The following is a 26307-nucleotide window of genomic DNA, read 5'->3' on the forward strand; positions in this document are numbered from 1 at the left end:
GGGTGTCCCCGGCTCAGAGAAATTCTGAGCCGGGGATTTTCCCTTTTCTGGGTTCGGCGTATCTGTTCCGGTCTGGCTGGAAACTCTGGGGTGACGGGTAGGTCTCGAGGATCAGCCCAATTGTCCTTGTGGAGGTGCTATCTGGTCGATCCTCGAGACCTAAACGTCAAACCCCAGGTGGGGTAGACAGCCCGCCAGGCACACCGGCTCAGGCCGCTTTCGCGGCCGGGGCTTCAGTCTTCCTGGAGCTGAAGTAGCTGGAGGAACGCCGCGGTGTGGCGGGTGGGCACCCAGCAGTAGAAGTTTTCGCCGTCGTAGATGAGGTCGTAGTTGGTGGGGCTGACACTCGCCGCGATTTCCCGCACCGCTTCTTTATCACCGAGGTCCAAATCGATCCGGATCTTGTGGGTGACGCGACGCTGGCCGAAGGTGTAGCTCAGCGTGCCGCGCCCGGTGTGCTGGAAATCCATGCGGGAGTTGACGTTACTGAGCAGCTCCGATGTTTCTGCGGCGGCGACCGCCTCCCAGAGCAGATCCACGTAGGCGTCCTCGTCACTGACGAAGTCCCGGTCGGGGAGCAGAACCCGGTTGAAGAGCGGTTCCAATTCCGGCCCGCGCAGTTTGAGAAGCTGCCGGAAGGGCTGCTTGATAAAGGCAGGCATCCCACCCTTGCAGCGGTAGGCCGTGTAGGCGATGTCGATGGGGAAGGAGGGGTAGAAGCCGAACCTGCGCAGTTCCGCCAGTGTGTCGGCCAAGAGCTGCTCCTGCTGTTCACTGAATACCCAGCCCTGTTCGGCGGCATACTCTCGGGCGCGGAGGAGCGAGTGCTCACCGCGACGCTCATGAGAGGACGCGGGTTCATCAGCGCGGTTCCAGCGGAACAGCTTTCCCCAGAAACCACTGTCTGCCATGGATGTGTGACTCTCCGTTGATATTGCCTATTTCTCTGCCGATGGTAGTCCGCCCGGGCATGTTCCGCGCTCTGAGTTGGGCTACCTGACGTGGAATGATGGGTGGGTGACCTATATCGGAGTGGACCTGGTGCATATTCCCGCTTTCGCCGAGCAGTTGGCGAGGCCGGGCAGCACCTTCGAGAGTGTATTTTCCGCCACGGAACTACGCGTGGCGGCGGCTAAACCGGATCGTGCGACGCACCTGGCCGGCCGGTGGGCGGCTAAGGAGGCCTTCATCAAGGCCTGGTCGCAGGCGCTCTATGGGCGCCCGCCGGTGATGGCGCCGGACCAGGTGCCCTGGCAGGAAGTGGAGGTCCGTCCCGACCGTTGGGGCCGGGTGGCCTTGGAGCCGGTGGGTTCGGTGGCCCGGGCGGTGGCGGAGTCGATCGGGGAGATCCACTGCGCCCTGAGCATCAGCCATGACGGGGACTACGCCACCGCCAGCTGCCTGATCAGCCTGCGTGGTGCTTGAGCAACCCCGACCGTGCTCGCGGTGGCCACCGCGAGCATTGATAAGCGGGGGTTAGGAGGCAGCGACGGCGAAGAGGTAGGCCACCAGCATCCGCTTGATCTCCTCGACGACGTTGTTGAAGCGCACGTCCTCACGGGCCATATCGCGCACCGCATAATTCAGCAGCGAGGAGACCGTGTGCACCAGCAGACCGGAGAGCTGCATCCGGTCCTCATAGGTGGCGTCGTGGGCCAGCGGCTCGACTACGGCGGCGATGATCTCGAGCATCTGCTTCTCAGTCGCGGCAGCTGTGGCGCGGGTGGCGGGGGTGGACTGGATGGCGTGCCAGACCGCACGGCGGGAGGGGTCATCCCGCCAGAGGACGGCCAGGTGCTCGATGAACTCATCGAGGATATCGGGCCACTGCGGGGCCGGGACCCGCTCCGAGAACTGGCGCAGCGCAGCCACATTCTCGGCGGTGTCCACGCGGTCGAGTTCACAGATCAGGACGTACTTATTGGCGAAGAACTGGTACAGGGTGCCGATGGGAACCTCGGCCCGCCGGGCCACCTCATCGAAGGTGAAGGACTCGAAACCGTGATCGACCAGCACTGAGCGGGCGGCGGCGAGGATACGGTTGAAACGCTCCCGGCTGCGCTGCTGCGCAGGTCGACGTCGCGGAACCAGGATCTCCGAGAGATCGGGGGATTGGTTCGCGCCGCTGTCCGGCTGCTCCGGCATCTCCTTCGTCATATGATCAGTCAACTGGTCCTTTAGGGCAGATCGCGAATAACGCGGGCCACGTGGCCGGTGGCCTTCACGTTGTACATCGCCAGGCTGAGAGTGCCGTCGGCCTCCACCAGGAAAGTGGAACGGATGACACCCTGCACGATCTTGCCGTAGTTCTTCTTCTCGCCGAAGGCCCCGTAGGTCAGCATGACCTCCTTGGACTCATCGGAGAGCAGCGGGAAATTCAGCTCGTGGTCCTCGCGGAACTTCACGAGTTTATCCACCGTGTCCGGGGAGATACCGAGGACCTTGATACCCAGCTCGCCCAGCGGGGCCAGGGAATCCCGGAAATCACAGGCCTCCTTGGTGCATCCCGGGGTGTTGGCCCGCGGGTAGAAATAGACCAGCACGCGCTCACCAGCGGCGGCGAAGTCCGACAGTGACGTCGTGGTTCCGGCGTCATTGGGCAGTGAGAATTCGGGGGCTTTATCCCCGACCGTGAGGCGGATCGATTCAGTCATGCCCACTAGCTTAGCGTTCCAAAAGCAGAGCCAGAGTCGGGTGATTACTTCAGGGCCCTCATGCGCGGGGTGGCTGGGCTAAAGTACGTTGAGGTGTGACAGACTTAAGGGCACAATCTGAACTGAGGAAACCGGGAGAAAATCGTGGCACGCAATATCGATGACATCCAGCGCGAGATCGAGCGCACCCGCCGGCAGCTGGCCAGTACCCTCGATGAGCTGGCTGACCGTACCAAGCCGCAGAACCTGGTCGATGACGCCAAGCGTCAGGCCAACAGCAAGTTGCAGGACCCCAATATCCAGAAGGTTCTGGCCGGTGTCGGTGCCCTTATCGTCGGTGGTGTCGTCTTCGCCGTGTTCCGCTCCCGTAAGAAGAACAATGATCTCAAGGAGATCCAGCGCATGCTCGCAGAGCGTATGCAGTAGAACACTTCAATGAACCCACCCCGGTGGGGGAGAAACACTCAGGCGGATGCACTTTGGTGCGTCCGTTTTTGTGTTCCCGAGGGCAGATTGGAGCAGGGAGGGCGGGCGAGGACCTCGCTGGAAGTGTGACATTTCGGGTGAATAGCTAGCGGCTTCAGGTGTGATATCCGGCTGGGGGAGGGTGCTGATAAGGGCCGTTCGGGGACCGGTTATCTCGCGGAACCGTGGTTTCGGATGCGGGTCCGGTGGCGCCTACCTCCGGCTTTGAAGATTCCCTTTATAAAAAGAGTGACCTGAACTATGCTGGCCCCGGAAGGTGGGTAAGGTAACATTTTCTATTCGTTCCTGCCATGAACAGTTACAGAATTCGCGCTGCAGCAGGGCCGGTCCCGGGACTACTGCAGCTGTTCCTTAAATGATGTTCCCGACTAAGCCGGAGGCTCAAGAGCACATGGAAACTAAGCTGATCATTGACAACAAGGCCGTTGACGCTTCGGATGGAGCAACCTTTGAGCGGGTCCATCCGCTCAGTGGTGAAGTGGTCACCACCAGTGCTGCCGGAACCGTCGAGGACGCCGTCGCGGCCGTGGAGTCTGCCGCCGAGGCCTTCAAGGAATGGTCACAGACCGGCCCCAGTCAGCGCCGCGTGATCCTGAACACTGCCGCTGACATTCTGGAGCAGCGGGCCGATGATTTTGTTCAGGCCATGGTCGCGGAAGTCGGTGCCGCCGCGGGCTGGGCCCACTTCAACATCTTCCTCACCACCCAGTGTCTTCGTGAGGCCGCCAGCCTGGCCTCCCATATCGTCGGCGAGACCATCCCCACCGACCGTCCGGGGGTGTTCTCGATGACCGTGCGCCAGGCTGCCGGCGTGGTCTACTCCATGGCACCGTGGAACGCCCCGGGTGTGCTGGGGATGCGCTCCATCGCCTATCCGCTGGTCTGCGGTAACACCGTGGTCTTCCGCGCCTCCGAAGGGAGCCCGCGCAGCCACCAGATCCTCGCTGAGGTGCTGCATGAGGCCGGTTTGCCAGCCGGTGCCCTCAACTTCATCTCCAGTGCTCCGGAGGATGCCGCCGCCGTCGCGGAGGCCGTGATCGGACATCCGGCCGTACGCCGGGTGAACTTCACCGGCTCCACCGGTGTAGGCCGCAAGATCGCCGAGACCTGTGGCCGTTACCTGAAGAAGCCGCTGCTCGAGCTCGGCGGCAAGGCTCCGCTGGTGCTGCTTGACGACGCCGATGTCGACGGCGCGGTAAGCGCCGCGGTCTTCGGGGCCTTCATGTACCAGGGGCAGATCTGCATGTCCACGGAGCGCATCATCGTCGATGAGGCCATCGCCGATGAGTTCGTGGAGAAGTTCACCGCCCGCGTCGCCCAGCTCAAGGCCGGTGACCCCCGAGATGATGGGACTGTCGCCATCGGCCCGATGTACCGTGCCGACTCCGGTGCGCGCATCAACGCCATGATCGATGATGCTCTGGCCAAGGGGGCCACGCTGGTCAACGGTGACAAGGCTGACGGCGCCGCCATGGCCGCGACCGTCGTGGACCACGTTAAGCCGGGGATGAGCATCTATACCGACGAAACCTTCGGCCCGATCACCACCATCATCCGGGTCAATGGGGTGGAGGAGGCCATCGCCACCGCCAATGACAGTGAGTATGGTCTGGCAGCGGCGGTTCACGGCAAGGATTCCACCCGGGCCCTGGCTGCCGCCCTGCGTATTGAGGCTGGCCATGTGCACATCAATGGTGCCACCGTGCAGAATGATGCCAACGCGCCCTTCGGCGGCGTGAAGCAGAGCGGTTATGGGCACTTTGATGGCCGCCAGGTAATCAATGAGTTCACTGAGCTGAAATGGGTGACCATTGAGCCGGCGGATCAGCAGTATCCCCTTTAAGGAATGGTACTGACCTGCCTTTATAGGGCGGACTGGTATCAAATATAAAAGATCGCTAAGCTTATGGAGACCTTAACTTACTCTGATCTTTAGGTGTTCATACGTGAAGCGAGTTCTCGCTGCGGTGTCGATGGCTATCGCCGTCACCCTCTCAGCGTCTGCCTGCGCCGCTGAGGCTCCCATTTTGCCCGGCGGCGCTTCGGCGACCACTGAGGCGGCCGAAATCGAGGTCAACACCGCAGACCTTGAGTTTGTGATCAAGGTCAAACCTCTCCTCCAGAACTCGGTGGAGATCGGAAGACTCATTCTGGCGGAGCCGGACCTGAATCCTGAGGTCCGGCTCATTGCGGAGAACAGCGTGGCACGGGCTCAGGATGAGGTCATTCAGCTCAATGCCATGCTCGAGGAATGGGAGTTCGCCACCGGGGACCTACGGCCCCATGCTGAAAATGCGATCGACGCCACCGCGGCCATCGATCCGAGCGGTTCCCAGAATCTGGTCGGGGGGCTGGATGACGCGAGGATTCTTCAGGACAGTCCTGCTGGACAGCAGGAGATCACCTACCTGCTCCTGCTCCGGCAGCAGCTGAGTGAGTCCATCATGCTGGCGGAGAATTCGATCGAATTGGGGGAGTCATCCGGGCTTCGGGTGATCAGCGAGCAGATAGTGGCGGTCAAGGCTGGCCGCATTGCCAAGATTGATGGGTACCTGCAGCACATCGAGGTAGAGCCGCGCGAACTGCGCTGAGGAAAGGGGCTGCGCCCCCTTCCGCTCCGGGTTAAATCACGCTTACCTCGGCGTCGGCCAGCTTCTTGAGTGCGAGCTTGCCGCGTTCCTCGTCCACCGGGGCGCAGAGCCGTGCAATCACCCGGACCGTGAAGCCCAGCCGGACCGCGTCGAGCGCGGTGGCCCGCACGCAGTGATCCGTGGCGATACCCACCAGATCCAGCTCAGTGATGCCCCGTGCGTTGAGCCATGCGGCCAGGCCCACGCCATCGCCGATTCCTTCGAAACCGGAGTAGGCGGCCTCGTAGGCTCCCTTGCGGAAGACTTCGTTGAGCTTCTCGGTGTGGATCGACTCATGGAGTTTCGCCCCCGGGGTTCCGGCGACGCAGTGCGGCGGCCAGGAGTCGCGGAAGTCCGGTTCATCAGAGAAGTGATCACCGGGGTCGACATGATAATCCTGGGTGGCTACCTGGGCGCTGTAGCGCGCACCGGCACTGATCTGGTGGTCCGCGATCAACCGGGCGACCGCTGAACCGCGGTCGGTGGCCAGCGCACCTCCGGGGCAGAAATCATCCTGGACATCAACGATGACAAGCGCTCTCATGAATTCTCCTGAAGGTGGGTGCGTGAGCTATGCTGCCCCCAGCCTAGGCGCGATCGCGGGGTCGGGGTCGCGGCGTCGAGAAGCGAAAATCGCCCGCCGCCAGAGAATCTGACGGCGGGCGATCATCATGGGTGAAACCTAGCCGCGGAGCCAGGCCGCAGCATCCCCGGCGACCTTCTCAGGAGCCTCGGCCACATTGAAGACCGCCCCGGATTCATCCTCGGCGAGCTGCTCGAGGATGGCGATCTGGGAATCAAGCAGCTCCGGCGGCATGAAGTGGCCCTCACGGTGCCCCATCCGCTCCCACAGGACCTCCCGGTCGCCGTGGACATGAACGAAACGCGCATCGGGAGCGAACTCCCGGATCAGGTCGCGGTAGCTGCGCTTGAGTGCGCTGCAACCGATGACACCACCCTCGGGGTGATCATCCAACCAGCGGCCGATCAGTTCCAGCCACGGCCAGCGATCCTCATCGTTGAGGGGCTGACCGGCCGCCATCTTATCGATGTTGGTCTGCGGATGGAGATCATCGCCATCGGTATAGGGCAGGCCGAGCCGCTCGCTGAGGAGCAGACCGGTGGTGGTTTTTCCGGATCCGGAAACCCCCATCACCACGACGTGGTGCGGAGTGCCTTGCTCGGGCATCGGTATCACTCAATTCTCCCTCGTTGAAACGCGATTACCAGTTGTGGACGGTACCGTCGTTGAGACGGTTGTAGGGCAGGTAGGCCTGCTCATAGGGGAACTTGGCAGCTGCCTCTTCATCGAAATCGACACCCAGGCCCGGCTTATCACTCGGGTGCAGGTAGCCGTCCTCGAAGGTGAGGGACTCGTGGAAGACCTCATTGGTCAGCGCGGAGTGCGGCATGTACTCCTGCAGGCCGTAGTTGTGGATGGACAGGCCCAGGTGCAGCTGCGCGGCGAAGCCGACCGGGGAGACATCGGTCGGGCCGTGGAAGCCGGACTTGATCTGATACATCTCGGCGAAGTTCATGACCTTCTTCAGCGGGGAGATGCCGCCGAAGTGGGTGGAGGCGCAACGCACGTAGTCGATCAGCTGCTCCTGGATCAGGTCCTTGATGTCGAAGATGGAGTTGAAGACCTCACCGATGGCCAGCGGGGTGGTGGTCTGGCTACGGACGTAGCGCAGCGCCTCCTGGTTCTCGGCCGGGGTGCAGTCCTCGAGCCAGTAGAGGTTGTAGGGCTCCAGGGACTTGCCCAGCTGGGCGGCCTCACGGGGGGTCATGCGGTGATGGCCATCGTGCAGCAGCGGCAGGTCTGCGCCGAACTCATTGCGGACGGCCTCGAAGACGGTGGGGATGTGGCGCAGGTAAGCGCGGGTGTCCCAGTCCTCCTCAACCGGCCAACCGCCACGGTTGGCGGGCTCGAAATCATAACGCTCGCCGGAGGACTGTGACTGGGCGGCGACACCGTAGAGCTTCTCGATGCCCGGGACAGAGGTCTGGACGCGGATGGACTTGTAGCCCAGCTCCATCTCATAGCGGATGGAATCGAAGAGTGATTCGGTGTCGGTGCCGGAGGCGTGGCCGTAGGCCCGGCAGCCGTGGCGGGAGGCACCGCCGAGCAGCTCATAGACCGGCATGTTGGCCATCTTGCCCTTGATGTCCCACAGCGCCATGTCGACGGCGGCGATGGCGGCCATGGTGACCGGGCCACGACGCCAGTAGGAGGCGCGGTAGAGGAATTGCCAGGTGTCCTCGATATTACCGGCTGCGCGGCCGACCATGAGCTGGCAGACGTGGTCCTTGAGGTAGGAGGCGACAGCGAGCTCGCGGCCATTGAGGGTGGCGTCGCCGATGCCGACCACACCGTCTTCGGTGGTCAGTCGGAGGGTGACAAAGTTACGGGAAGGGGAGGTGACGAAGACCTCGGCCTTGGCGATCTTTACGCTCATCGGGTTGATCCTTTCGGGAATTCAGTCTGAAGAGTGAAGGGGGGTTTCCCGGCCGGTTCTCACTGGCCGGAACAATGGTCGTATCTTATCTGCTAGGGGAGGGGATCGGGGGGCTTTTGCCCCCTGTGCCTCCATAATGCCTGGTATCGGGGGCGAAGATCAGTGATTCAGTGGGCTTCGGGGGTCTAATTCGGGGAGCTCTGAGAACTTGACTCCGCTGTCTTCCCCGACTGCGCCAAGCGCTCGGCCTCCCGGGCGGCGTGCACCGAGCCATAACGTTGACGCTTGTCCTGGATCTCGGCCAGCACCTCCCGGAACTTCGATTCGGTCAGCGGGTAGGACATCATGAGCAGGCCCGCCGCCAGCAGACAGCCGCCGGCGAAGATGAGGAACCAGAAACTCATCCCGGAGACCACCTCGGTGGGTTGAATATCCAGGCTGGCGTTGTATCCGGCGAACGCCAGGATCAGGGAGGCCAGCGCCATGCCGATGCCCTGGCCCACTTTGCGGGTGAAGGAGAACGCGGCGTAGGTGGCGCCCTCGGTTCGGACACCGGTCTTCAATTCGCCGTATTCCACGGTGTCCGCCTCCATCGCCCAGGTCATCGTGTTGAGCACCGCGATACCGGCGCCAGCGATGAATAAACCGACCAAGGCCACCGGGAAGCTGTCCAGGAAGGCAACTGCCAGCCAGAAGAGAATCAGACCGGCTGCGCCGATGAAGGAGAAGACGACGAAGCCACGGCGCTTACCCATCCGGCGGGTGATCATCGGGCCCAACGGACCCATGTAGAGCACCGCTCCGGAGGTGATGATAATGACCACGGTGGAGAGCCAACCGCCGGTGGTGAAGCGGCCGAGCATGTCTCCGGCGATGTAGATACCCATCGAGGTGATCACATTCAGCCCGGTCAGGTAGAACAGCGAGGAGGCGCACAACCGGAGCAATGGGACGTTTGTCCGCAGGGTCAGCAGGGTCTCACGGAGACTGACTTTGGCCACCTCGCGTTCCACCACCTCCTTGGAGGTGAAGAAGGTGATGAGGAAGAAGAAGACTCCAATGACCATGAAGATTCCCGCGGTGAGCAGGAATGTCTGCTGGAGGTCCTCGGCGGTCCGGATCAGCGGGGCCAGAATGAAGGACAGGATCAGGATGGTCAGGCCACCGCCGACCATGCGGGCCGCTGCCATCCGGGAACGGTCCACCGCATTCTGGCTCATCGCGCCAGCCAGGGAACCGTAGGGGATGTTGACCAGCGAGTAGAGCAGACCCATCAGCGCATAGGAGATTGTCGCCCAGCCGACCTTGGCCCAGTAATCATCCACCGGAACCCAGAAGCACAACAGGTTCGAGGCCAGCAGTGGAATGGAATACCACAACAGGAAGGGCCGGAACTTGCCCCAGCGGGTCATGGTGGAATCAACCACCCGGCCGGCGAAGATATCGGCGAAAGCGTCCCAGATCTTCACGAAGAGGAAGATCATGGCGGAGTGCTCCGGCCGGATTCCCACCACATCGGTGTAGAAGACGAGCAGGAACAGGCCGGTCATCTGGAAGGCGATATTGCAGCCAGCGTCGCCGAAGGCGTAGCCGGCCACCCGGAAGAAGGGTATCTCGCCCTTCAACGTGATCGGGTGGTTCCCCTTGCCGGATCCTCCTTGGAGGTCGGCGGGGGCTTGAGCGGTGGACATCAGTGCTCTCCTGAATCTGGAGTGGCGGGCCAGCAGCCGATCCGATGGCGGTGGGGGCCATCCGGCTGGTGACACATGGGGTGGTTATGCCTTCTGAAGCTCGGCGACCAGACCGCGGATCTGGCCCAGCACCTCATCCTCGGCGGCGAGATCCTCATCAAGGGCGGCGAGCAGCGCCTTGACCGGATCCGCATTCTTCTTGGCCACCTCAAGCTCAGCCGCACGGGAATCCTGGATCTCCGCGGTTTGCAGCAGGAAGGCGATCCAGGCAGCGATGGAGAAGAGGGCACCTTCACCCGCGCGCTGCTGCGCCAATTCGGCCTTGAGAATCGGGACTGCGCGCATCCGCTGCTTGGTGCCGCCGTCGATACCGATCTGCGCCAGGAAGTGGGCGATCCGCGGGTTGGTGAAACGCTCGATCAGTGAGTCGCGGTAGGCCGGAACCTGCAGCTCTTCGGAGCTGAGATGCGCCGCTGCCTCATCCCAGAGCTGTTCGACGCGGGCGCGGACCGCCGGGTCGGCGATGGCCTCAGCCACGGTGCGGTGACCACGCAGCTGGCCGTAGTAGGCCATCAGTGAATGGGAGCCATTGAGCAGCCACAGCTTGCGGGACTCGAAGGCGTCGATGTCCGTGACGAACTCCACCCCGGCGCGTTCCCAGTCGGGACGACCGGCGGGGAACTCACCCTCGATGACCCAGCTGGCGAAGGGTTCGGTGACCACCGGGGAGGCATCAGTGAAACCGGTTTCAGCGGCGACCTCGGCCAGTAGTTCCGGCTCGGTCTTCGGCGTGATCCGGTCGATGGAGGTCGAGGGGAAGGTGACCTCGGCCTCGATCCAGGTGGCGAGTTCCGCGTCGACCTCGCGGGCCAGCTCCACGATGGAAGCCTGGGTGAGCGGTCCGTTAGCGGCGATGTTATCGCAGCTCATGATGGCCATGCCGCCGGCGTGTGCCGCACGACGGGCCGCCAGTCCACTGACCAGTCGTCCGGCAGCGGTGGCCAGCGACTCGGGGGAGAGGTTCTCCTTGAGCTCGGCGATATCCGCGGACACCTCGGTATCGGTGGTGTCCAGTGAACCATCCGCCGCCAGGTGGTAGCCGGCTTCGGTGATTGTCAGGGTCACCACGGCAACCTCGGGACGTGCCATCAGGGCGCGCAGCGTCGTGACATCAGTGGCCGGGTGGGCCTGGACCAGGGAGCTCATCAGTTCCGGGGAGTCTCCCTCACCGGAACGGGTGACCAGGGTGAACAAACCATCCTGGGCGGTGAGCAGGTCCGCCATCTTGGGACTGCGGCCGGTGAAGGAGGCATAACCCCAGGCCGGCTGCTGGGGGTCCACTTCCGCCTGCTGGGTGTAGTACACCTGGTGGGCGCGGTGGAAGGCACCGAGCCCCAGGTGGATCAGGCGGACCGGGGCGGGGCCGGCGGCCTGGGCGGTTTCTCGGTTGAGCGGTTGCGGGTTGCTCATAGCTTGAACACTCTCCTCGGGGAAGCATCGATCAGATCAACAATGATGTCGGCGGCACGGTCTTCGCTGAGACGGTGCTCGGCGACCAGACGGGCCAGGTAGCCGGCCTCGACGCGCCGGGAGGTGTTGTGGCGGGCGGGGATGGAGCAGTAGGCGCGGGTGTCATCGATGAACCCGGAGTAGCGGGAGAAGCCGGTGGTGCCGGTGGTGGCGGCACGGAAGCGATTCATCGCGTCGATCTCGTCGATGAACCACCAGGGGGCTCCGACGAAGGTGGAGGGGTAGTAGCCGGCCAGCGGGGCCAGCTCGCGGGAGTAGACCGTCTCGTCGATGGTGAACAGAACCAGGTGGAAGTCCTTGTTCTCACCGAAATCGCTGAGCAGCGGGCGCAGTCCGCGGGTGTACTCCAGCTGGAAGGGGATGTCATTGCCGGTGTCGGCACCGAACTTCTTGGCCGCGGATGCGGAGTGGTTCCGGTAAACACCCGGGTGAATGGTCATCACCAGGCCGTCCGACTGGGCCATCTCCGCGAAGCGGTAGGTCATGTTCGCCTCGAAGGCCAGGGCCTCGGCGAAGGTGGCCTCACCCTTCATGCCCTTGTCCAGCAGGGACTGTGCCTCTGCGGGGCTCAGCGGGGTGGAGTCCGCGTTGTGGGTGCCGTGATCCGAAGAGGTGGCACCGTGATTGATGAAGTACTGGCGGCGGTTGCGCATCGCCTGCAGGTAGCCCTCGTAGCCGACCTTGCCCTCGCCCGCGGCGTCGACAAGTTTTGAGACATTCGCGGCGAAGTCGGGGCGGTACATCTTGGTGTAGGCGTCCGGGCGGAAGGTGGGCAGCACCCGCGGGGAGAAGGTGGGGTCCTCAGCCAGGGTCTTGTGGTGCTCCAGGGTGTCCATCGGATCATCGGTGGTGGCCAGGACCTCCAGACCGAATTCCTCGGCCAGGGCGCGGGGGCGGAAATCGGGGCGGGCGAGGATCGCGGCGAGCTCATCGTAGATCTCATCGGCGTTCTCGGCGCTGATGCGGTCCGGGTTGATGGCGAAGACGTGCTCGAACTCCTGCTCGAGCCAGTAGCCGGAGGCGGTGCCGGTGAACAGTCCCCAGTTGCTGCAGAAGATTCGCCAGGCCTCGCGGGGGTCGCACTCGTGGCCACCGACACCGAGATCGGCCAGGTCCACGCCCGCCGAGTGCAGGATGCGGGTGACATAGTGGTCCGGGCTGATCAACAGTGCCGTGGGATCCAGGAAAGCGGCATCGGTGGTGAACATCGCCGGGTCGAGATGGCCGTGGGGCGAGATGATGGGTAATTCCTCGACATTGGCCAGCAGTCGCCGGGCGATGTCTCGGGTGGCGGGGTCGGCGGGCAGAAGCCGATCCGGGTGGGAGGCATGTGACGGACTCATGGTTCAATTCAAGACTGTTCTTACTCTCACAATCAATGAGTTGCCAGAAGTTTCCGCCGGTTCACCCGGCGTACATGTGGAACTACAGTTCTGGCGCAATGATTTTATTCGATGATCCACCACTTTTCCGCGCTGGATGTGTGATCCCGCCACCGGAATGAAGATCTGGATCACCACCATCTTCCGATGCTGTCCTGCCCCTCGGGACAGCGCGGGATTCCACTGCAACCCGGAGAATCAATGGACACCATAGAAATGGATTTCCTGCACATCGTGTGGGTGGTCCTCGGCATCGGTCTCATGCTGCTGCTGAATATCAAATGGAAGATCAACGCGATGGTGGCGCTGCTTCTCGCCGCCCTGCTGATCGGCATCCTCGAGGGTTTCCCCCTCATGGATCTGCTGGACACCATCCAGAACGGGTTCGGTTCGACGCTGGGATCGCTGGCGATCATCGTGGTCTTCGGCGCGGTGATCGGCAAACTCATGGTGGATTCGGGTGCCGCCGCGCAGATCGCCGACACCCTGATCGCGAAGATGGGCATTGGCAAGGTCAAGATCGCCATGGTCATCGCGGGCACGGTGTTCGGTCTGGCGATGTTCTACGAGGTGGCTTTCATCATCCTGGCCCCGCTGATCGTCGCGGTGGCAGTGGAGGCGAAGGTGCCCTTCATGAAGATCGCCATCCCGGCGGTCGCGGCCACGACCACCGCCCACTCGCTCTTCCCGCCGCAGCCCGGCCCGGTGGCTCTGGTGGACTCTTATGGTGCCGATATCGGCATGGTCTACATCCTCGGCATCATCGTCGCGATTCCGACCATCGCCATCACCGGCTGGGTGTTGCCGAAGTTCCTGGGCAATCTCGATTACCCCATTCCGAAGCTGCTGCGCGCCGAGGATCCGGTTCCGGTGGCGGAACGGCCCTCCTTCGGTCTCTCGATGTTCGTCCCGCTGATCCCGGCCATCCTGATGATCGCCGCCACCATCGCCAATATCTGGCTGGTGGAGGGCACCACCACCGCCAATATCATCAACTTCCTCGGCTCCTCCGTGGTCTCGGTGTCCATCGCCCTGGCCGCCGCACTCTACTTCTTCGCCATCCGCCCCGGCCGCGGCATCTCCTGGGGCATGGACACTTTCGACGGCGCGATCAAGGGCATCGCCATGGTCGTGCTGATCATCGGTGCCGGCGGTGCCCTCAAGCAGGTCATCATCGACACCGGCATCGGCGACTACATCGGCACCCTGATGAACGCCACCTCGCTCTCGCCTTACCTCATGGCCTGGCTCATCACGGTGCTGATCCGACTGGCCACCGGACAGGGCGTGGTCGCCGCGATCACCGCCGCCGGCATCATCTCCGGTGCCCTGATGGATCCGAGTGGAACGTTGCTCGGCGTGAATCCGGCACTGCTGGTGCTGGCCACCGCCGCCGGCTCCAACACCTTCACCCACATCAACGACGCCAGCTTCTGGCTCTTCAAGGGCTACTTTGACCTCTCGGTCAAGGACACCCTGAAGACCTGGGGTCTGCTGCAGCTGTGCAACTCCCTGGTCGGACTGGCCATGGTCATGCTGCTCAGCGTGTTCATCGGCTGAGCCCCCAGGCCGGCTCCACCGGGGCCGCGCTGACCGAGGCTGACCGAGGACGTCGAAAAGCCGGGCCTAATCCTGCCGGGGCCGGCGCATCGAGGACTGCCGCACGATCAGGCGGGTAGGTAGCACCCGTGGTTTGACCAGCGGGGTCTTCACCCCCTTGATCAGGGCGATCAGGTTCGCGGCAGCCACCCGGCCGACGGTGGTCAGCGGGCCGGCCACGGTGGTCAGCCCGGGGGAGACGATGGTGGTGAGCTCGGTGTTGTCGAAACCGACCACCATCACATCCGCCGGGATCTGCAACCCGTTGAGTTGGGCCTGCTGCATGAAGCCGATGGCCACCAGATCGTTGAAGGCGAGGACCGCATCCGTGGGGTGTTTGTGCCAGGCCTCGAAGGCACGCCGGCCGCCCCGGATGGTGGGCTCATCCACGAGGTTGCGGTGCACACTGATCCGGGCCAGGCGCCGGACCAGCTCCAGACTCAGTGTCGTGGAACGGGTGAAGGTGACCATGGGGGTGGCGGTGTCGGTATTGCCCACCGCCTCAATCAGACCACGCCAACGGGTGGCATCAGCCCAGGAGTTCTCCGGGCCGGCGAGGTAGGTGATGGAGCGGGCACCCTGGCTCTCCAGGTGGATCGCGGCCTTGATCGCCCCCTCATAGTTATCCACCATCACGCTGGGTACCCCCTGCACCGGGCGGTTGAGCACCACCGTGGGAATCGTCCGGGCGATCTTCTGGATCTCCCCGGAACTCAATCGGGAGGATGCCAGTAACAGGCCATCTACATGGGGGAGTAGCCGTTCAATCGCCTGTTGCGAACGTGGCAGGGATTCGCTGGCATCAGCGACCGTGACCAGCATTTTCTGGGTGAGGGCGGCGTGCTCCGCGCCGCGCAGCAACTCCAGGAAGAAGGGATTCTGGATGTCCGCGGAGATCATCCCGATGAGATTGAAATTGGTGCCCTGCGCGCCGATCCCCCGGGTCCGGGTAGCCAGGACGGTGCGGTAGCCCAGTTCATCGGCCGCCGCCCGGATCTTTTCCGCGGTCTTGAAACTGACGCGGTCCGGACGGGAGAAGGTACGGGAGACCGTGGAGGCGGCGACCCCGGCCAGTTCGGCGACATCATAGATGGTCACTTCCCGGCTGACGGAGGGATCCTCTTCGGGCTGCTTCATGGACCTCAGTATAGGTAGGCTCGGCGAGGCCAAGCCTGGGGCGTGCTTCATTAAGCGGAGATCGCCCGTAAACTGCCCCTGGACCTGCCCGCAATGCTGAACTTCGGAGGGAAACCCCATGGAAAACCCCATCCCGGATTACCTGGGGGCGTTGCTCGACACCGTCAGGGATGACACCTCCGGCCACGTCGCCGACTATATCCCCGAGCTCGCCGCCGCCGACCCGAACCCGCTGGGCATGGCGATGTGCACCATCAACGGCCGGCTCTACGGCGCCGGGGATGATGAGCGCGAGTTCAGCATGCAATCGGTGTCCAAGCCCTTCGTCTACGCCCTCGCCCTGCAGAACCTCGGCTGGGAGAAGGTACAGCAGACGGTGGGCACGGAACCCTCGGGGGAGGCCTTCAATGAGCTTTCATTGGATCATGAGACCAATCGCCCGATGAACCCGATGATCAATGCCGGTGCCATTGCCGTCAACCAGTTGATCAACGGGGAGGACTCCACCGTCGAGGACCGGGTGGAGGTGATTCGGGAGTTCTTCTCGGAGTTGGCCGGCCGGGAACTGCGGATCAACCGCGACTTGTGCGCCTCGGAGCTCGACCACGCAGACCGGAATCTCTCGATCGCCCACATGCTGCGCAACTATCAGGTGATCCAGGATGCCGCACATGATGCGGTGCTCAGCTATACGCTGCAGTGTTCCATCGAGGTCACCGCCCGCGACCTGGCGGTGATGTCGGCGACCCTGGCCAACGGCGGGATGCAGCCGGTGACCAGGAAGCAGATCCTCAACCCGGATGTCTGCCGGATGGCGTTGGCGGTGATGGCTTCCGCGGGCATGTATGACGCTGCCGGACGCTGGCTGACCACGGTGGGGATCCCCGCGAAGTCAGGGGTCGGTGGTGGGTTGATCGGCACGCTGCCGGGTCAGCTGGGCATCGCCACCTACTCACCGCGGTTGGATGCGCAGGGCAATAGTGTGCGCGGGGTGAAGCTCTTCCAGAAACTCTCCAAGGACATGGGACTGCATCTGATGGCCGCGGAGCCTTATGGTGATGCCGCGCTGCGTAATATCCACACCGAGGGCGAGGTTTCCGTGATCCGGCTGCAGGGCAAGGTCAATTTCTCCGCCGCGGAGACGATCCTCCATGAGATCGCGGTCCACGATTTCACCGGTCAGCGGGTGGTCCTCGATATTGAACGGGTGTCCAGCTTCAACAAGGTCGGCCGCCAGATGATCAAGGAGGGCCTGCGCCGCTATCGGGAACAGGGTTTCGACGTCGCCATCTACGACCCGGCAGGAACCCTCACCGATCTCCAGTACAGCGACGGCACCCAGGCCGAGACCCTGCACTCCCTAGAAGAACACTCCCTGGAGGAAAAGGACTAACTGCTTATCGACGCCGCGGTCTGGCCCACTGCGGTCTGGTCCACGGCCGGCTGGTCCGCCGCGGCGAGCAGCCCGAGCTGGCTCTCACCCACACAGAACCCGCTGAGACCTTCCCCCGGGTGAAGATGAAGCTGCGCACCACCGCCCGGCAGGGTGACAAAGACCTGGTTCAATCCGGCGGTCACGGGCACCTCAACAGTGGCGCCATTGAGCGCGACCCCCACCACCCCCGCCGTCGCGGCGAAATAGTTGAACTGCAGCACCCAGTCACGGTCGAGCAGGGGACCATCCAACTCCAGGCTGGCACCCTCGGCATCGACCCGGACCCCGCAGCCGGGCTCGGTACCGGGAACAGTGCTGCGGAAAGTGACCAACGCGGCGTCGATAAGCCTTCCCTGGCGGTCGACCAGCACTGGCTCCGATACCGCGGCGGCCGTCGCGCCGGGGAGCAGCTGGGACAGCAGGTTATGGGGGTTGACCACCGGCAGCAGCACCTCCAGGGGCACCGCCTGATCCAGGATCGGTTCCCCGCGCTCGGCGAGCTCCGCGCGCAGGTTGGCGAAGTAGCTGCGGCCCGGCTGATCGGCCCACACCCGGGCGTAGCTGAGGTTGCTGAAGGCGGCGGAGAACAGCCATAACAGGAGAACTCCGAACACCAGCATCCGGCGGGGCGTGGTGATGCGGTCCGTGCGGGTGCGGTGCCCCCGGACACGGTGGGCGAGCAGAAATGCCAGGGTCAGCGCAGCCAGGACCGCGACCTCGGAGAGATGTCGCAGGGTCAGGATGATCTCGACCGAGGTACCCGGACCGGAGCGCGCGATCGCCAGCGCCCCGATCGGCAGCAGCGGATACAACAGTACCGGCAGCCAGGCGAAGAGCAGTCGCGGGCGTTGCCAGGTGGTCCAGCCGAGGAGGCCGATGAGCACCAGCAGGCCGGCGATGATGGTCAGCGGCCCCGGATCCGCAAAGGGCGGGCCCGGATGCCAGCGGTCCCACTGCCAGGGACCACCCGCAGCAGTGGGCAGCAATGCCCACCCATAGCCCTGACTGAGCAACTCCAGCAGCGTGGTGGAATCCCCGGCGGGCACCTCGGCGGTGGGCAGCGGACCCGGTGCGGGTTGGACGGCCCGCGGATCGCCAATGAACACCAGGTAGACCACGGACCAGAGGATCGTCGGCACCGCCAGAATCACCACGAGCTGGGTGATCCCCCGGAGCTGTGGACGCAGCCGACCGCTCGCCAGCGAAAAACACAGGAGGATGAAGATAACCAAGGGCCCGAGGAAGAGGGCACGCTCGTTGAAGAGGAACCCGCCGATCAACCACAGGACAGCGGCCGCCAGATGCGTGGTTGCGCCAGTTGACTGAGCTGAGCTTCGTGACTTAATTGAGCGGCGGCGCAGCGCGAGTATGGCGTGCCCCAGCATCATCGCCAAGGCGGCATGCATCGGCAGGGCATTGACCGCCGCCGCCAACCAGGTGGTCGCGGAAAGCGTCAACGGGCTCAGCAGATAAATCCCGAGGGGCACCGCCGACCAGGGCAGAACCAGCTGGCGGACGCGAAAGGTGGCGGGGCACAAGATACAGCTGGCCCAGGCTACCGCCGCAGCGGCCGTCAACTGCAGCAAGGCCACAGTGAGTACCGCCGCGGACCAGTTCAAGGGAGCCAGGTGTGCGAGCAACCATTCCACCAACCAGGCGGCCGGCATGAGATGACCATCATGATCGGCGAAGAGTAGTGCCGGATCCGGGGTGGGGTGCAACCTCGCCTTACTCTGCAGGGTGAGATCATCCCAGTAGAACCAGCCCTGGGCGGCGATGAACGTCCGGGCCAGCACTCCGATCAGGATGAGACCGAGAAGTACCCCGCAAGTGGATCGGGACGCGATGCGGTTCCTGATGTGCTGACTCCTCCGGGCTGCGCTGATGGTCAGTGCTTCTGGTCATGCTAGCTTCCGGGCGCCGGCAGGGGACTACCGCAGCGGGGCGGGTCTTGAGAATAAGAAAAACTCCCGAAAACCTGTTGTGGCAAGTTTTCGAGAGTTTCTCCGTGCGCCATCAGGGAATCGAACCCCGAACCCTCTGATTAAGAGTCAGATGCTCTACCAANTTTTCGAGAGTTTCTCCGTGCGCCATCAGGGAATCGAACCCCGAACCCTCTGATTAAGAGTCAGATGCTCTACCAATTGAGCTAATGGCGCATGATATTTATTTTTGTAGAAAACTCCCCGAAACCTGTTGTGGCAAATCTCAGGGAGTAATCCGTGCGCCATCAGGGAATCGAACCCCGAACCCTCTGATTAAGAGTCAGATGCTCTACCAATTGAGCTAATGGCGCATGATCATCGAGTGGGACATTCCGTTAAGGGGTGTCTCGCTCGGCAACGAGAGAAAGAATATCAACGAAGTGGACTGCAAGTAAAATCACCAGGTCAAAGGTCGAATTTTGGGTAGTCTTGGGGTTGGTTGCCGGAGGTATCGCCAAGGATGGTGGCGCGTGGGGCAGTCGCGGCGTCGATAAGTGAGTTTTCGGGAGGTGCCGGGTTGGTTCGGGAAATCCCATCCAGTAATTAGATCAGAGTTCGCGGCGTGGCAGAATGTGCGCACGACTCCCAGAATGAGCCCGGATTCAGGGCTCGGCTCGGGGTCCGGTTTGAGCCGCAAGCACCGGGCCAGACGATGGGCATCTGGCTGTCTGCTGATCTTTGTCCGACCCTAATCACCTGTCATGCGTCGAATTGCGGGGAAATCAAGGTGGAGTGGCCGTATAAGTTGGGGTAATTAGTCGGGGAATTATTGGGGGAATCGACCGGGGACTCATTAATGTGATTTATTAAGAGCAATAATTTCGCCGTCCAATTAATAATAGACATGGTGCAGGTCACATGCCTTTTCCGAGTTGAGATGTCCGGGTTGTCGTTCTTATCTCCGGTTGTGGGAAACGGTCGTTGACTTTGCAACGATTGTATTAATGTCAGGCATGTTCAAGGTGTTTGTGTCATCTTTCTTCTGGTTATACCGATAATGTTGAATGAGTGTCAGTTTCGAGTGAAGGTGTGGAGAATATGACGAACCGGGTATCTGGATCGCGCGGATTCCGTCAGATGATGGCTGTGGTGACGGTGTCATCCCTGTTGCTTGTGGGCTGCACGATTGATCGGGATGGCGATAGCACTCGAGATTCGGCGACGACCGATGCCGCAGGCATCCAGGTGGCGGATTCCCAGGCGCCGCCGAAAATCTCCGTTAAGGACAAGGCAACCGATATCAGCCCCGGCGTTCCGGTGACGGTGTCCTCTGAGGACAAGGGCCTGGAAAAGGTCACGATGACCAATGAAGACGGCAAGCAGATCAAGTCCAAGCTCTCTGATGATGGAATGACCTGGACCACCGCCGAACAGCTGGGCTTCAACCGGACCTATACGGTCAAGGCCACGGATAAGAACGGGGTGTCCCAGTCCGTCACCTTCCAGACCTCGACCCCGGCGGCAACCTCCGGTGTGGCGCTGTCCCCGCTGCCGGACTCCACCGTCGGTGTCGGCCAGACCATCGGATTCCGCTTCGCCAACTCAGTTGATGATCGTCAGGCTGCGCAGGATGCCATTGAGGTCAAGACCGAACCGGCTGTCGAGGGCGAGTTCTACTGGCTCAATAATTCTGAGGTGCGCTGGCGCCCGGCCGAGTATTGGGAGCCCGGCACCACGGTGTCCGTCACCGCTGATATCTACGGCGTCGATCTGGGCAACGGCTACTACGGCGGCGATGACAACGCCACCAACTTCACCATCGGAGACCGGGTGATCACCGAGATCGACGATGCCACCAAGACGATGACGGTCTACCGCAACGGTGAAGCGCTGCGGACCATCCCGGTGTCCCTGGGGCGGGACAATGAAACCTGGGCCACCCCGAACGGCACCTACATCATCGGTGATGAGCACAGTGAACTCCTGATGGACTCCACCACCTTCGGGCTGGGCTATGAGCAGGGCGGATACTCCACAATGGTGGATTATGCGACCCAGATGTCCTACTCCGGCATCTACGTGCACGCCGCACCCTGGTCCGTTGGCCAGCAGGGACACAGCAACACCTCCCATGGGTGCATCAATGTCACCACCGAGGCCGCCGCCTGGTTCCAGGACGTGGTCAAACGCGGTGACATTGTCACGGTGAAGAACACGGTCGGGGAGACCCTCTCCGGCTATGACGGCCTGGGTGATTGGAATATCCCCTGGTCGGTCTGGGGCGAGGGCAACGTCGACGAGACCTCTGCCTGGTAACTCCCCGGAGCCTGATCCCGAACACATCCCGCCTTTCCCGATACCTGGGGGAGGCGGGATGTGTGCTGTTGGTGGGGTGCTCGGCCAGGCCATGGTTGAAAGTCATGATGAAGGGTAGGTCTCGAGGATCAGCCCAATGACCCTCAGAATTCATCTAATTCGCCCGATCCTCGAGACCTACCCTTCATCCTCATTCCTGCGGCCAGCAGGAGGGTGAAGTCGGCTGGCCGGCCAGCCCAGGAGGTATCTGCCTGCGGGCAGGCATGATGGAGTAATGGCTTCTGAACTGCGTTTGTCCATCCTCGACCGGGCGAATATCCGAACCGGCGGTGAATCGCCAGATGCGGCGGCGCTGCGGGCGGTGGTGGACCGGGCGATCCACACCGAGAACTTGGGTTTTGAGCGTTTCCTGGTCGCCGAGCACCACGGGGTTCCCGGCATCGCCGGTTCCACCCCGACGCTGCTGGCCACCGCAGTGGCGGCGGCGACCACCACGATCCGGGTGGGGACCGCCGGAATCATGTTGCCGGCGCACCCACCCCTGGTGGTCGCCGAGCAGATCCTGACCTTGGCGGCCCTGTTCCCGGGGCGTATCGACGCCGGGATCGGCCGCTCACTCGGCTTCACCCCGGGGGTGCGTGGGGCCCTGCGCCAATCCGAGGATGCCGCCGAGAGGTTCCCGGCGGATCTGGCGGAACTGCTCGATTTCTTGCAGGGCGCCGGTGCCATCACAGCGCGACCCCAGGTGTCGGCGACCCCACCGGTGTACGTACTTGCCAACAGCCGCTCCATTCATGCGGCGGCGGAAGCAGGGCTCGGGGTGATCGTCGGCGGGCCGAAACTCTTCGATCGCTCGGGGTCCACCCATGAGGGACTGGCGAAATACCGGAAATACTTTCGGCCCTCGGCACTGCTCAGTCAGCCGCAGGCGATCATCGCCGCGAATATCGCGGTGGCCGAAACCACCGCGCAGGCAAGGCAGCTGCTGCTACCGGAGGCCTGGGCGCTGGCGATGTCGCGGAAGATCGGGTCCTTTGAGGCCTTGCGTCCTGCCGCAGAGCTGGATCTGGGGCAGCTGCGAGACCGGGACCGCGAGCGGGTAGAGCACAATATTGAAGGCTCCATCTACGGCACCCCGGACGAGGTGGATGCGCAGTTGGCCGAGCTGATTGAGTTCACCGGGGTGAGCGAGGTGGTGGCCACCGGCGGGATGCAGGACCTGTCCGGGCAGGCCCACTCGGATGAACTGCTGGCTGGGCTGTTGTAGTCCGGCCGTACTACTCGCCGAGGAGCTGGCGGGAGGCCAGCTCGCGGTAGAGCTCACTGGAGGCCAGCAGCTCCCGGTGGGTGCCGCGGTCCTCGATCAGGCCGTTCTGCATCACGATGATCTGATCGGCATCGGTGACCGTGGAGAGACGGTGTGCCACCACGATCAAGGTCCGGTCCCGGGCGGTGGCGTTGATGGCGTCGAGAATTAGCTGCTCATTCTGGGAATCGACTGCCGCGGTGGGCTCATCGAGCAGCATGATCGGGGCGTCGCTCAGCAGTACCCGGGCCAGTGCGAGTCGCTGACGTTCACCGCCGGAGAGGCTGACCCCACGCTCGCCGAGCGGGGTGTCCAGGCCCTGGGCACCACTGAACCGCTGGTCGAGGTTGACCTGCCCCAGGGCATCCCAGCACTGTTGATCGGTGGCCTCGGGTGCGGCCAGGTGCAGGTTGTAGCGCACCGACCCCGCCAGTACCGGGGCATCCTGTTCGACGTAGCCGATGGCGCTGCGCAGGTTTTTGCGGCTGATTGTGGTGATGGGGTGGCCGTCGATACGGATCTCCCCGGCGGTGGGATCATAGAACCGCTCCAGGAGGGAGAGCGTGGTGGATTTTCCGGCGCCAGAGGGGCCGACCAAAGCGGTCATGGTACCGGCCGGGACGGTGAAGGAGACCTGCTTGAGGATGGTGCCCTCCGCCTCATAGCCGAACTCCACCGCGTCGAAGACGACCTCGCCCTCACTCAGGTGGACCACTTCGCCGTCGACGGGCTCCGCCGGGGAATCCAGGACCTGGTGGATCCGGGTGAGCGCACCCAGCGCACTACGCACGGTGGTGACCGCACCGAAGAGCGTGCCCAAGGGCATGGCCACCATGAAGAGGAAGAGGACGAAGGTGACCAGATCGGCCACGGCGATATCGCCATTGGCCACCCGCACCCCACCGATGCCGAGCACCGCGAGGAAGGAGATCTGCATGGCGGCGCCGGCCATCGGCCAGAGCAGGGCCTCGATCTTGGCGATCTTGATGCTGGCGCGGAAGGCATTGTGCGCCTGGCCGTCCAACTCCTCATTCATCCGATCCTGGGCGTTGTGCGCCCGGATGGTCCGGATGGCACCCAGGGAGCGTTCCATGTCCGCGCCGAGATTGCCCAGGGCCTCCTGAGTCTGCACGGTGTACTTCTGGATCAGAGAGCTGACCGAGACCATGATGGTCATGGTCAGCACCAGCACGCCGAGGACCACGCCCAGCATCAGCGGATCCAGCAATGCCATCAGAATGATCGCGCCGACGATGGTGACCACGGAACCCAGGGCATCGACCAGCCCGCCGGTGATGGCGGTCCGGACCAGGGTGGTGTCCGAGCCAATGCGGGTGACCAGATCACCGGTGCGCTGATTATCGAAGGTCCGGATCGGCAGACGGAGCATCCGGGAGATCAGCTGGCGGCGGGTGGTGAAGACTGCGGATTCCGCGGTACGCCCCAGCAGGTACATCTGTACCGCGCCGAGCACACTGGCAGTGAGGAGCAGCGCGATCAGGGTCCAGACATAAGGGGCGATCGCACCCTGTCCGACCGAGCTGATCAGCTGGTTGATCACCATCGGCTGAGCCAGGCTGACCGCTGCGGAGACCGCGGAGAGGATGATCGCGGCGATCAGCGGCACCTTGTGGTTGCGCAGCATCAACCAGAGTGCGCGCAGCGGTGGGGTGGTGGCTGGCGGGAGGTTGAGTTTCTTCCGGTCTTCAGCCGTGGGGGTAGTTTCGGCTTGGTCGCTTTGAGCTGTGGTGCTTTTGGCTTGGGTGTCAGCCACGGCGGTCCTGTTCGGGGTCGTTCGGAGAGATGAAGTGCCCATGCTACTAGATGATGATGTGTCAATCATTTTCGCTATTGGAAATGGTGACAGACCTTATAGATTCCGGGAGAATGAGATAAAATGCAGGTCAGAACCCCCTTCCCAGGGGATCGTTCCGGATCCGTGGCCAATTGAATGTGTAGCTGCCGGATCCCTAAGAAAGGGTAAGCAAGCTCATGTCTGATCAAGTGATCCATTCCACTCCCACCGCCACCTCTGAAACCACCTCCCGGGGCACGATCCCCCTCGAACTACGGGAGGTCGGATTCAGGTCAATGCTGGTCCGGGGCATCCTCGGCATCATCGCCGGTATCATCCTGATGGTGGCCCCGGTCTTCTCCGTCGCCTTCCTGGCGATTTTTCTGGTGATCACCATCGGTATCTGGGGAATACTTGATGGCTTCGCCTCCCTCGGACTCGCCCTGAAAGAACGCCGACACCAGGTCGAGGGCTGGGGTTGGACGCTGGGTGGTGGCTTCGCCGCACTGCTCTTCGGTATCGCCGTCATCGTCTTTCCGCTGTCCTTCGCGGTCGTCGGCACCCTCATGGCACTGTGGTTCTTCGTCTCCGGTGTGATCATCCGCGGCATTTTCGAGCTCTTCGACCGCAACATCGGCATCGGGGGAAGCCTCATGGGCATCTTCAACATCATCTTGGGCGTGATCATGGCTTTCCTGCTGATGTCCAACCCCGGCGGGATCCTGATCGGGATGGTCTGGGTCGCCGGTCTCTACGGCGTCATCTTCGGTCTCTCCGCCGTCATCGCCGCCTTCAAGGTGCGCAAAGCCTGACTCGGGGCACGGCGGAGCTGATGAGCGGGGCCTGAGCTGCCGGGATACCATGGCGGAGAAAAACATCCCGGCTGCCTTTCCCCGGAGGAGGACCCCGTGCCTAAGTATCTGCGAAAAACTCTGCCGAAGAACTTTAGGGAGATCGTCGAATCAGGGGACATGGTCGCCTTCGCGGCGGTCTTCGAGAAGAGCTCCATCAACGCCTATGTCGCCCATTCCAAAGAACCGGCGTTGGCCACCTTCGGGATCACTACGGAACAGATCCGCTGGTTGCTCGATCATGGCGCGGACCTCCAGGCGCTCGACAGCTACGAGAACACCCCGTTGCACCATCACGCCGGATCCTGGAAAGGCCACCCGGGGTTGCTCATCGAACTCGGCGCGGACCTGGAGGCCCGCGAGTACATGGGGCAGACCCCGCTTTTCGACGCCATGACCCACCCCGTGCAGCTGCGCGTCCTACTCGCCGCGGGGGCCGAGATCGAGGCTCGGGACGCGATGGGGGACACCCCGCTGCGCCTGGCCCTGCGCCACTGCCGCAACTCGGATCTGGTCGAGACCGCCGAATCAGCGGCCCTGCTCATCGACGCCGGAGCCACGGTCACCGAGGAGATGCGATCAGCGGTCCGGGAGATCGCCGAGACCTTCGAGCACGGGCGGGCCGACTTCAATCCCGATTCGGTGGTGGCCGCCGATGCCGCCCTGGCACGGCTGTACCAGTTGTTTCAGGTTGAACCGCTCGGGCCTCGGCGCACCCACCAGGGGGCGGAGCGCATCACGGTGCAGGCCACCGGATGGCGGGAGCCGTTCACCGAGCTCTGGCACTACCTGGTGCCTGCCAGCGGGGCGGCGGCAACCGTGCAGGGCGAGGTCATCCGCATCCTCGCCTGCCTCAATGATGAGATCGGCGGCAACGGCGGGGTGAACTGGGACCACGACTTCCAGCAGATGGTCGCGGCCCTGCCGGAGTACCTCTCACGTGCCGGGCAGGCACCGGGGCTGGCGGAACTCGCCCTGATCCACGGGATGCATGGCGGCCAGGCCGAGATCGAGCAGATCAACGAACTGGCACACCTGTGCACCACCTGGGTGCTGGCGAATCCGGAGCCGCTGGCTCTCGAGACCCCCGCGTACCGGCGCTAGGTTCAGC

22 protein-coding genes and 2 tRNA genes are annotated in these 26307 nt (G+C 63.1%); 10 read left to right on the plus strand and 14 right to left on the minus strand.

Annotation, left to right across the window (positions count from 1 at the left end; translation table 11 throughout):
* Window positions 1–233: 233 nt before the first annotated feature.
* Window positions 234–911 (minus strand): hypothetical protein, encoded by a 678-nt coding sequence (locus ACTU46_RS09785; protein WP_443381389.1) that lies wholly within the window; start codon window positions 909–911, stop codon window positions 234–236.
* 106 nt (window positions 912–1017) lie between these two features.
* Between ACTU46_RS09785 and acpS the strand changes: the two genes are divergently transcribed.
* A complete protein-coding gene (gene acpS, locus ACTU46_RS09790; protein WP_443381391.1) occupies window positions 1018–1425 on the plus strand; it encodes a holo-ACP synthase AcpS in 408 nt (135 codons plus the stop codon).
* Window positions 1426–1476: 51 nt separating this feature from the next.
* Here the strand turns inward: acpS and ACTU46_RS09795 are convergent, their stop codons facing one another.
* Together ACTU46_RS09795 and bcp are read right to left on the minus strand one after the other, a co-directional pair.
* Window positions 1477–2157, minus strand: a complete 681-nt coding sequence (locus ACTU46_RS09795; RefSeq protein WP_443381393.1) for a TetR/AcrR family transcriptional regulator — start codon at window positions 2155–2157, stop codon at window positions 1477–1479.
* Window positions 2158–2177: 20 nt separating this feature from the next.
* The gene (gene bcp / locus ACTU46_RS09800; protein ID WP_443381395.1) at window positions 2178–2654 is read right to left on the minus strand and encodes a thioredoxin-dependent thiol peroxidase; all 477 of its coding nucleotides are present in this window, start codon (window positions 2652–2654) and stop codon (window positions 2178–2180) included.
* 144 nt (window positions 2655–2798) lie between these two features.
* On the opposite strand from bcp, the gene ACTU46_RS09805 reads away from it, so the two are divergent.
* The 3 genes from ACTU46_RS09805 (at window position 2799) to ACTU46_RS09815 (ending at window position 5731) form a co-directional block, all read left to right on the plus strand.
* Entirely contained in the window at window positions 2799–3080 is a 282-nt protein-coding gene (locus ACTU46_RS09805) for a DUF3618 domain-containing protein (protein ID WP_443381397.1), read from the plus strand.
* Between the two features lie 451 nt (window positions 3081–3531).
* The gene (locus ACTU46_RS09810) at window positions 3532–4983 is read left to right on the plus strand and encodes an aldehyde dehydrogenase (RefSeq protein ID WP_443381399.1); all 1452 of its coding nucleotides are present in this window, start codon (window positions 3532–3534) and stop codon (window positions 4981–4983) included.
* 103 nt (window positions 4984–5086) lie between these two features.
* Complete coding sequence (locus tag ACTU46_RS09815) at window positions 5087–5731, plus strand: hypothetical protein (protein ID WP_443381401.1); 645 nt, start codon at window positions 5087–5089, stop codon at window positions 5729–5731.
* 31 nt (window positions 5732–5762) lie between these two features.
* On the opposite strand, the gene ACTU46_RS09820 is transcribed toward ACTU46_RS09815, so the two are convergent.
* From ACTU46_RS09820 to uxaC, 6 genes are all read right to left on the minus strand, one after another.
* Window positions 5763–6314: an isochorismatase family protein gene (locus tag ACTU46_RS09820; RefSeq protein WP_443381403.1), complete on the minus strand. Its 552-nt coding sequence runs from the start codon at window positions 6312–6314 to the stop codon at window positions 5763–5765.
* Window positions 6315–6452: 138 nt separating this feature from the next.
* Window positions 6453–6923 (minus strand): gluconokinase, encoded by a 471-nt coding sequence (locus tag ACTU46_RS09825; protein WP_443381527.1) that lies wholly within the window; start codon window positions 6921–6923, stop codon window positions 6453–6455.
* A gap of 70 nt (window positions 6924–6993) precedes the next feature.
* Window positions 6994–8229, minus strand: coding sequence for a D-mannonate dehydratase ManD (manD, locus tag ACTU46_RS09830; RefSeq protein WP_443381405.1), 1236 nt, complete (start codon window positions 8227–8229; stop codon window positions 6994–6996).
* Window positions 8230–8414: 185 nt separating this feature from the next.
* On the minus strand, window positions 8415–9920 hold the full coding sequence (locus ACTU46_RS09835) for a glycoside-pentoside-hexuronide (GPH):cation symporter (RefSeq protein WP_443381407.1): 1506 nt from the start codon (window positions 9918–9920) through the stop codon (window positions 8415–8417).
* A gap of 84 nt (window positions 9921–10004) precedes the next feature.
* The gene (locus tag ACTU46_RS09840; RefSeq protein ID WP_443381408.1) at window positions 10005–11390 is read right to left on the minus strand and encodes a mannitol dehydrogenase family protein; all 1386 of its coding nucleotides are present in this window, start codon (window positions 11388–11390) and stop codon (window positions 10005–10007) included.
* Window positions 11387–12793 (minus strand): glucuronate isomerase, encoded by a 1407-nt coding sequence (gene uxaC / locus ACTU46_RS09845; protein WP_443381409.1) that lies wholly within the window; start codon window positions 12791–12793, stop codon window positions 11387–11389. The genes ACTU46_RS09840 and uxaC overlap by 4 nt, the downstream gene beginning before the upstream one ends.
* A 240-nt stretch (window positions 12794–13033) precedes the next feature.
* Between uxaC and gntP the strand changes: the two genes are divergently transcribed.
* The gene (gene gntP / locus ACTU46_RS09850; RefSeq protein WP_443381411.1) at window positions 13034–14392 is read left to right on the plus strand and encodes a gluconate permease GntP; all 1359 of its coding nucleotides are present in this window, start codon (window positions 13034–13036) and stop codon (window positions 14390–14392) included.
* 66 nt (window positions 14393–14458) lie between these two features.
* Here the strand turns inward: gntP and ACTU46_RS09855 are convergent, their stop codons facing one another.
* Window positions 14459–15568, minus strand: a complete 1110-nt coding sequence (locus tag ACTU46_RS09855; RefSeq protein WP_443381413.1) for a LacI family DNA-binding transcriptional regulator — start codon at window positions 15566–15568, stop codon at window positions 14459–14461.
* A 118-nt stretch (window positions 15569–15686) separates the two neighbouring features.
* On the opposite strand from ACTU46_RS09855, the gene ACTU46_RS09860 reads away from it, so the two are divergent.
* Window positions 15687–16961, plus strand: a complete 1275-nt coding sequence (locus tag ACTU46_RS09860; protein WP_443381415.1) for a glutaminase — start codon at window positions 15687–15689, stop codon at window positions 16959–16961.
* On the opposite strand, the gene ACTU46_RS09865 is transcribed toward ACTU46_RS09860, so the two are convergent.
* The 3 genes from ACTU46_RS09865 to ACTU46_RS09875 form a co-directional block, all read right to left on the minus strand.
* Window positions 16958–18799, minus strand: a complete 1842-nt coding sequence (locus tag ACTU46_RS09865) for a hypothetical protein (RefSeq protein ID WP_443381417.1) — start codon at window positions 18797–18799, stop codon at window positions 16958–16960. The two genes, ACTU46_RS09860 and ACTU46_RS09865, sit on opposite strands and share 4 nt — an antisense overlap.
* A gap of 290 nt (window positions 18800–19089) precedes the next feature.
* Window positions 19090–19162, minus strand: a tRNA-Lys gene (locus ACTU46_RS09870).
* A gap of 64 nt (window positions 19163–19226) precedes the next feature.
* Window positions 19227–19299, minus strand: a tRNA-Lys gene (locus ACTU46_RS09875).
* Between the two features lie 727 nt (window positions 19300–20026).
* Here ACTU46_RS09875 and ACTU46_RS09880 point away from each other — a divergent pair.
* Together ACTU46_RS09880 and ACTU46_RS09885 are read left to right on the plus strand one after the other, a co-directional pair.
* Window positions 20027–21244 (plus strand): L,D-transpeptidase, encoded by a 1218-nt coding sequence (locus ACTU46_RS09880; protein ID WP_443381529.1) that lies wholly within the window; start codon window positions 20027–20029, stop codon window positions 21242–21244.
* Between the two features lie 274 nt (window positions 21245–21518).
* Entirely contained in the window at window positions 21519–22511 is a 993-nt protein-coding gene (locus tag ACTU46_RS09885) for an MsnO8 family LLM class oxidoreductase (RefSeq protein ID WP_443381418.1), read from the plus strand.
* 10 nt (window positions 22512–22521) lie between these two features.
* On the opposite strand, the gene ACTU46_RS09890 is transcribed toward ACTU46_RS09885, so the two are convergent.
* Complete coding sequence (locus tag ACTU46_RS09890; protein ID WP_443381420.1) at window positions 22522–24324, minus strand: ABC transporter ATP-binding protein; 1803 nt, start codon at window positions 24322–24324, stop codon at window positions 22522–22524.
* 218 nt (window positions 24325–24542) lie between these two features.
* On the opposite strand from ACTU46_RS09890, the gene ACTU46_RS09895 reads away from it, so the two are divergent.
* Complete coding sequence (locus ACTU46_RS09895; RefSeq protein WP_443381422.1) at window positions 24543–25157, plus strand: DUF308 domain-containing protein; 615 nt, start codon at window positions 24543–24545, stop codon at window positions 25155–25157.
* 96 nt (window positions 25158–25253) lie between these two features.
* Window positions 25254–26300 (plus strand): ankyrin repeat domain-containing protein, encoded by a 1047-nt coding sequence (locus ACTU46_RS09900; RefSeq protein ID WP_443381424.1) that lies wholly within the window; start codon window positions 25254–25256, stop codon window positions 26298–26300.
* Window positions 26301–26307 lie beyond the last annotated feature (7 nt).

This window comes from Corynebacterium sp. A21 (genome assembly GCF_052266655.1).
Classification (GTDB): Bacteria; Actinomycetota; Actinomycetes; order Mycobacteriales; family Mycobacteriaceae; genus Corynebacterium.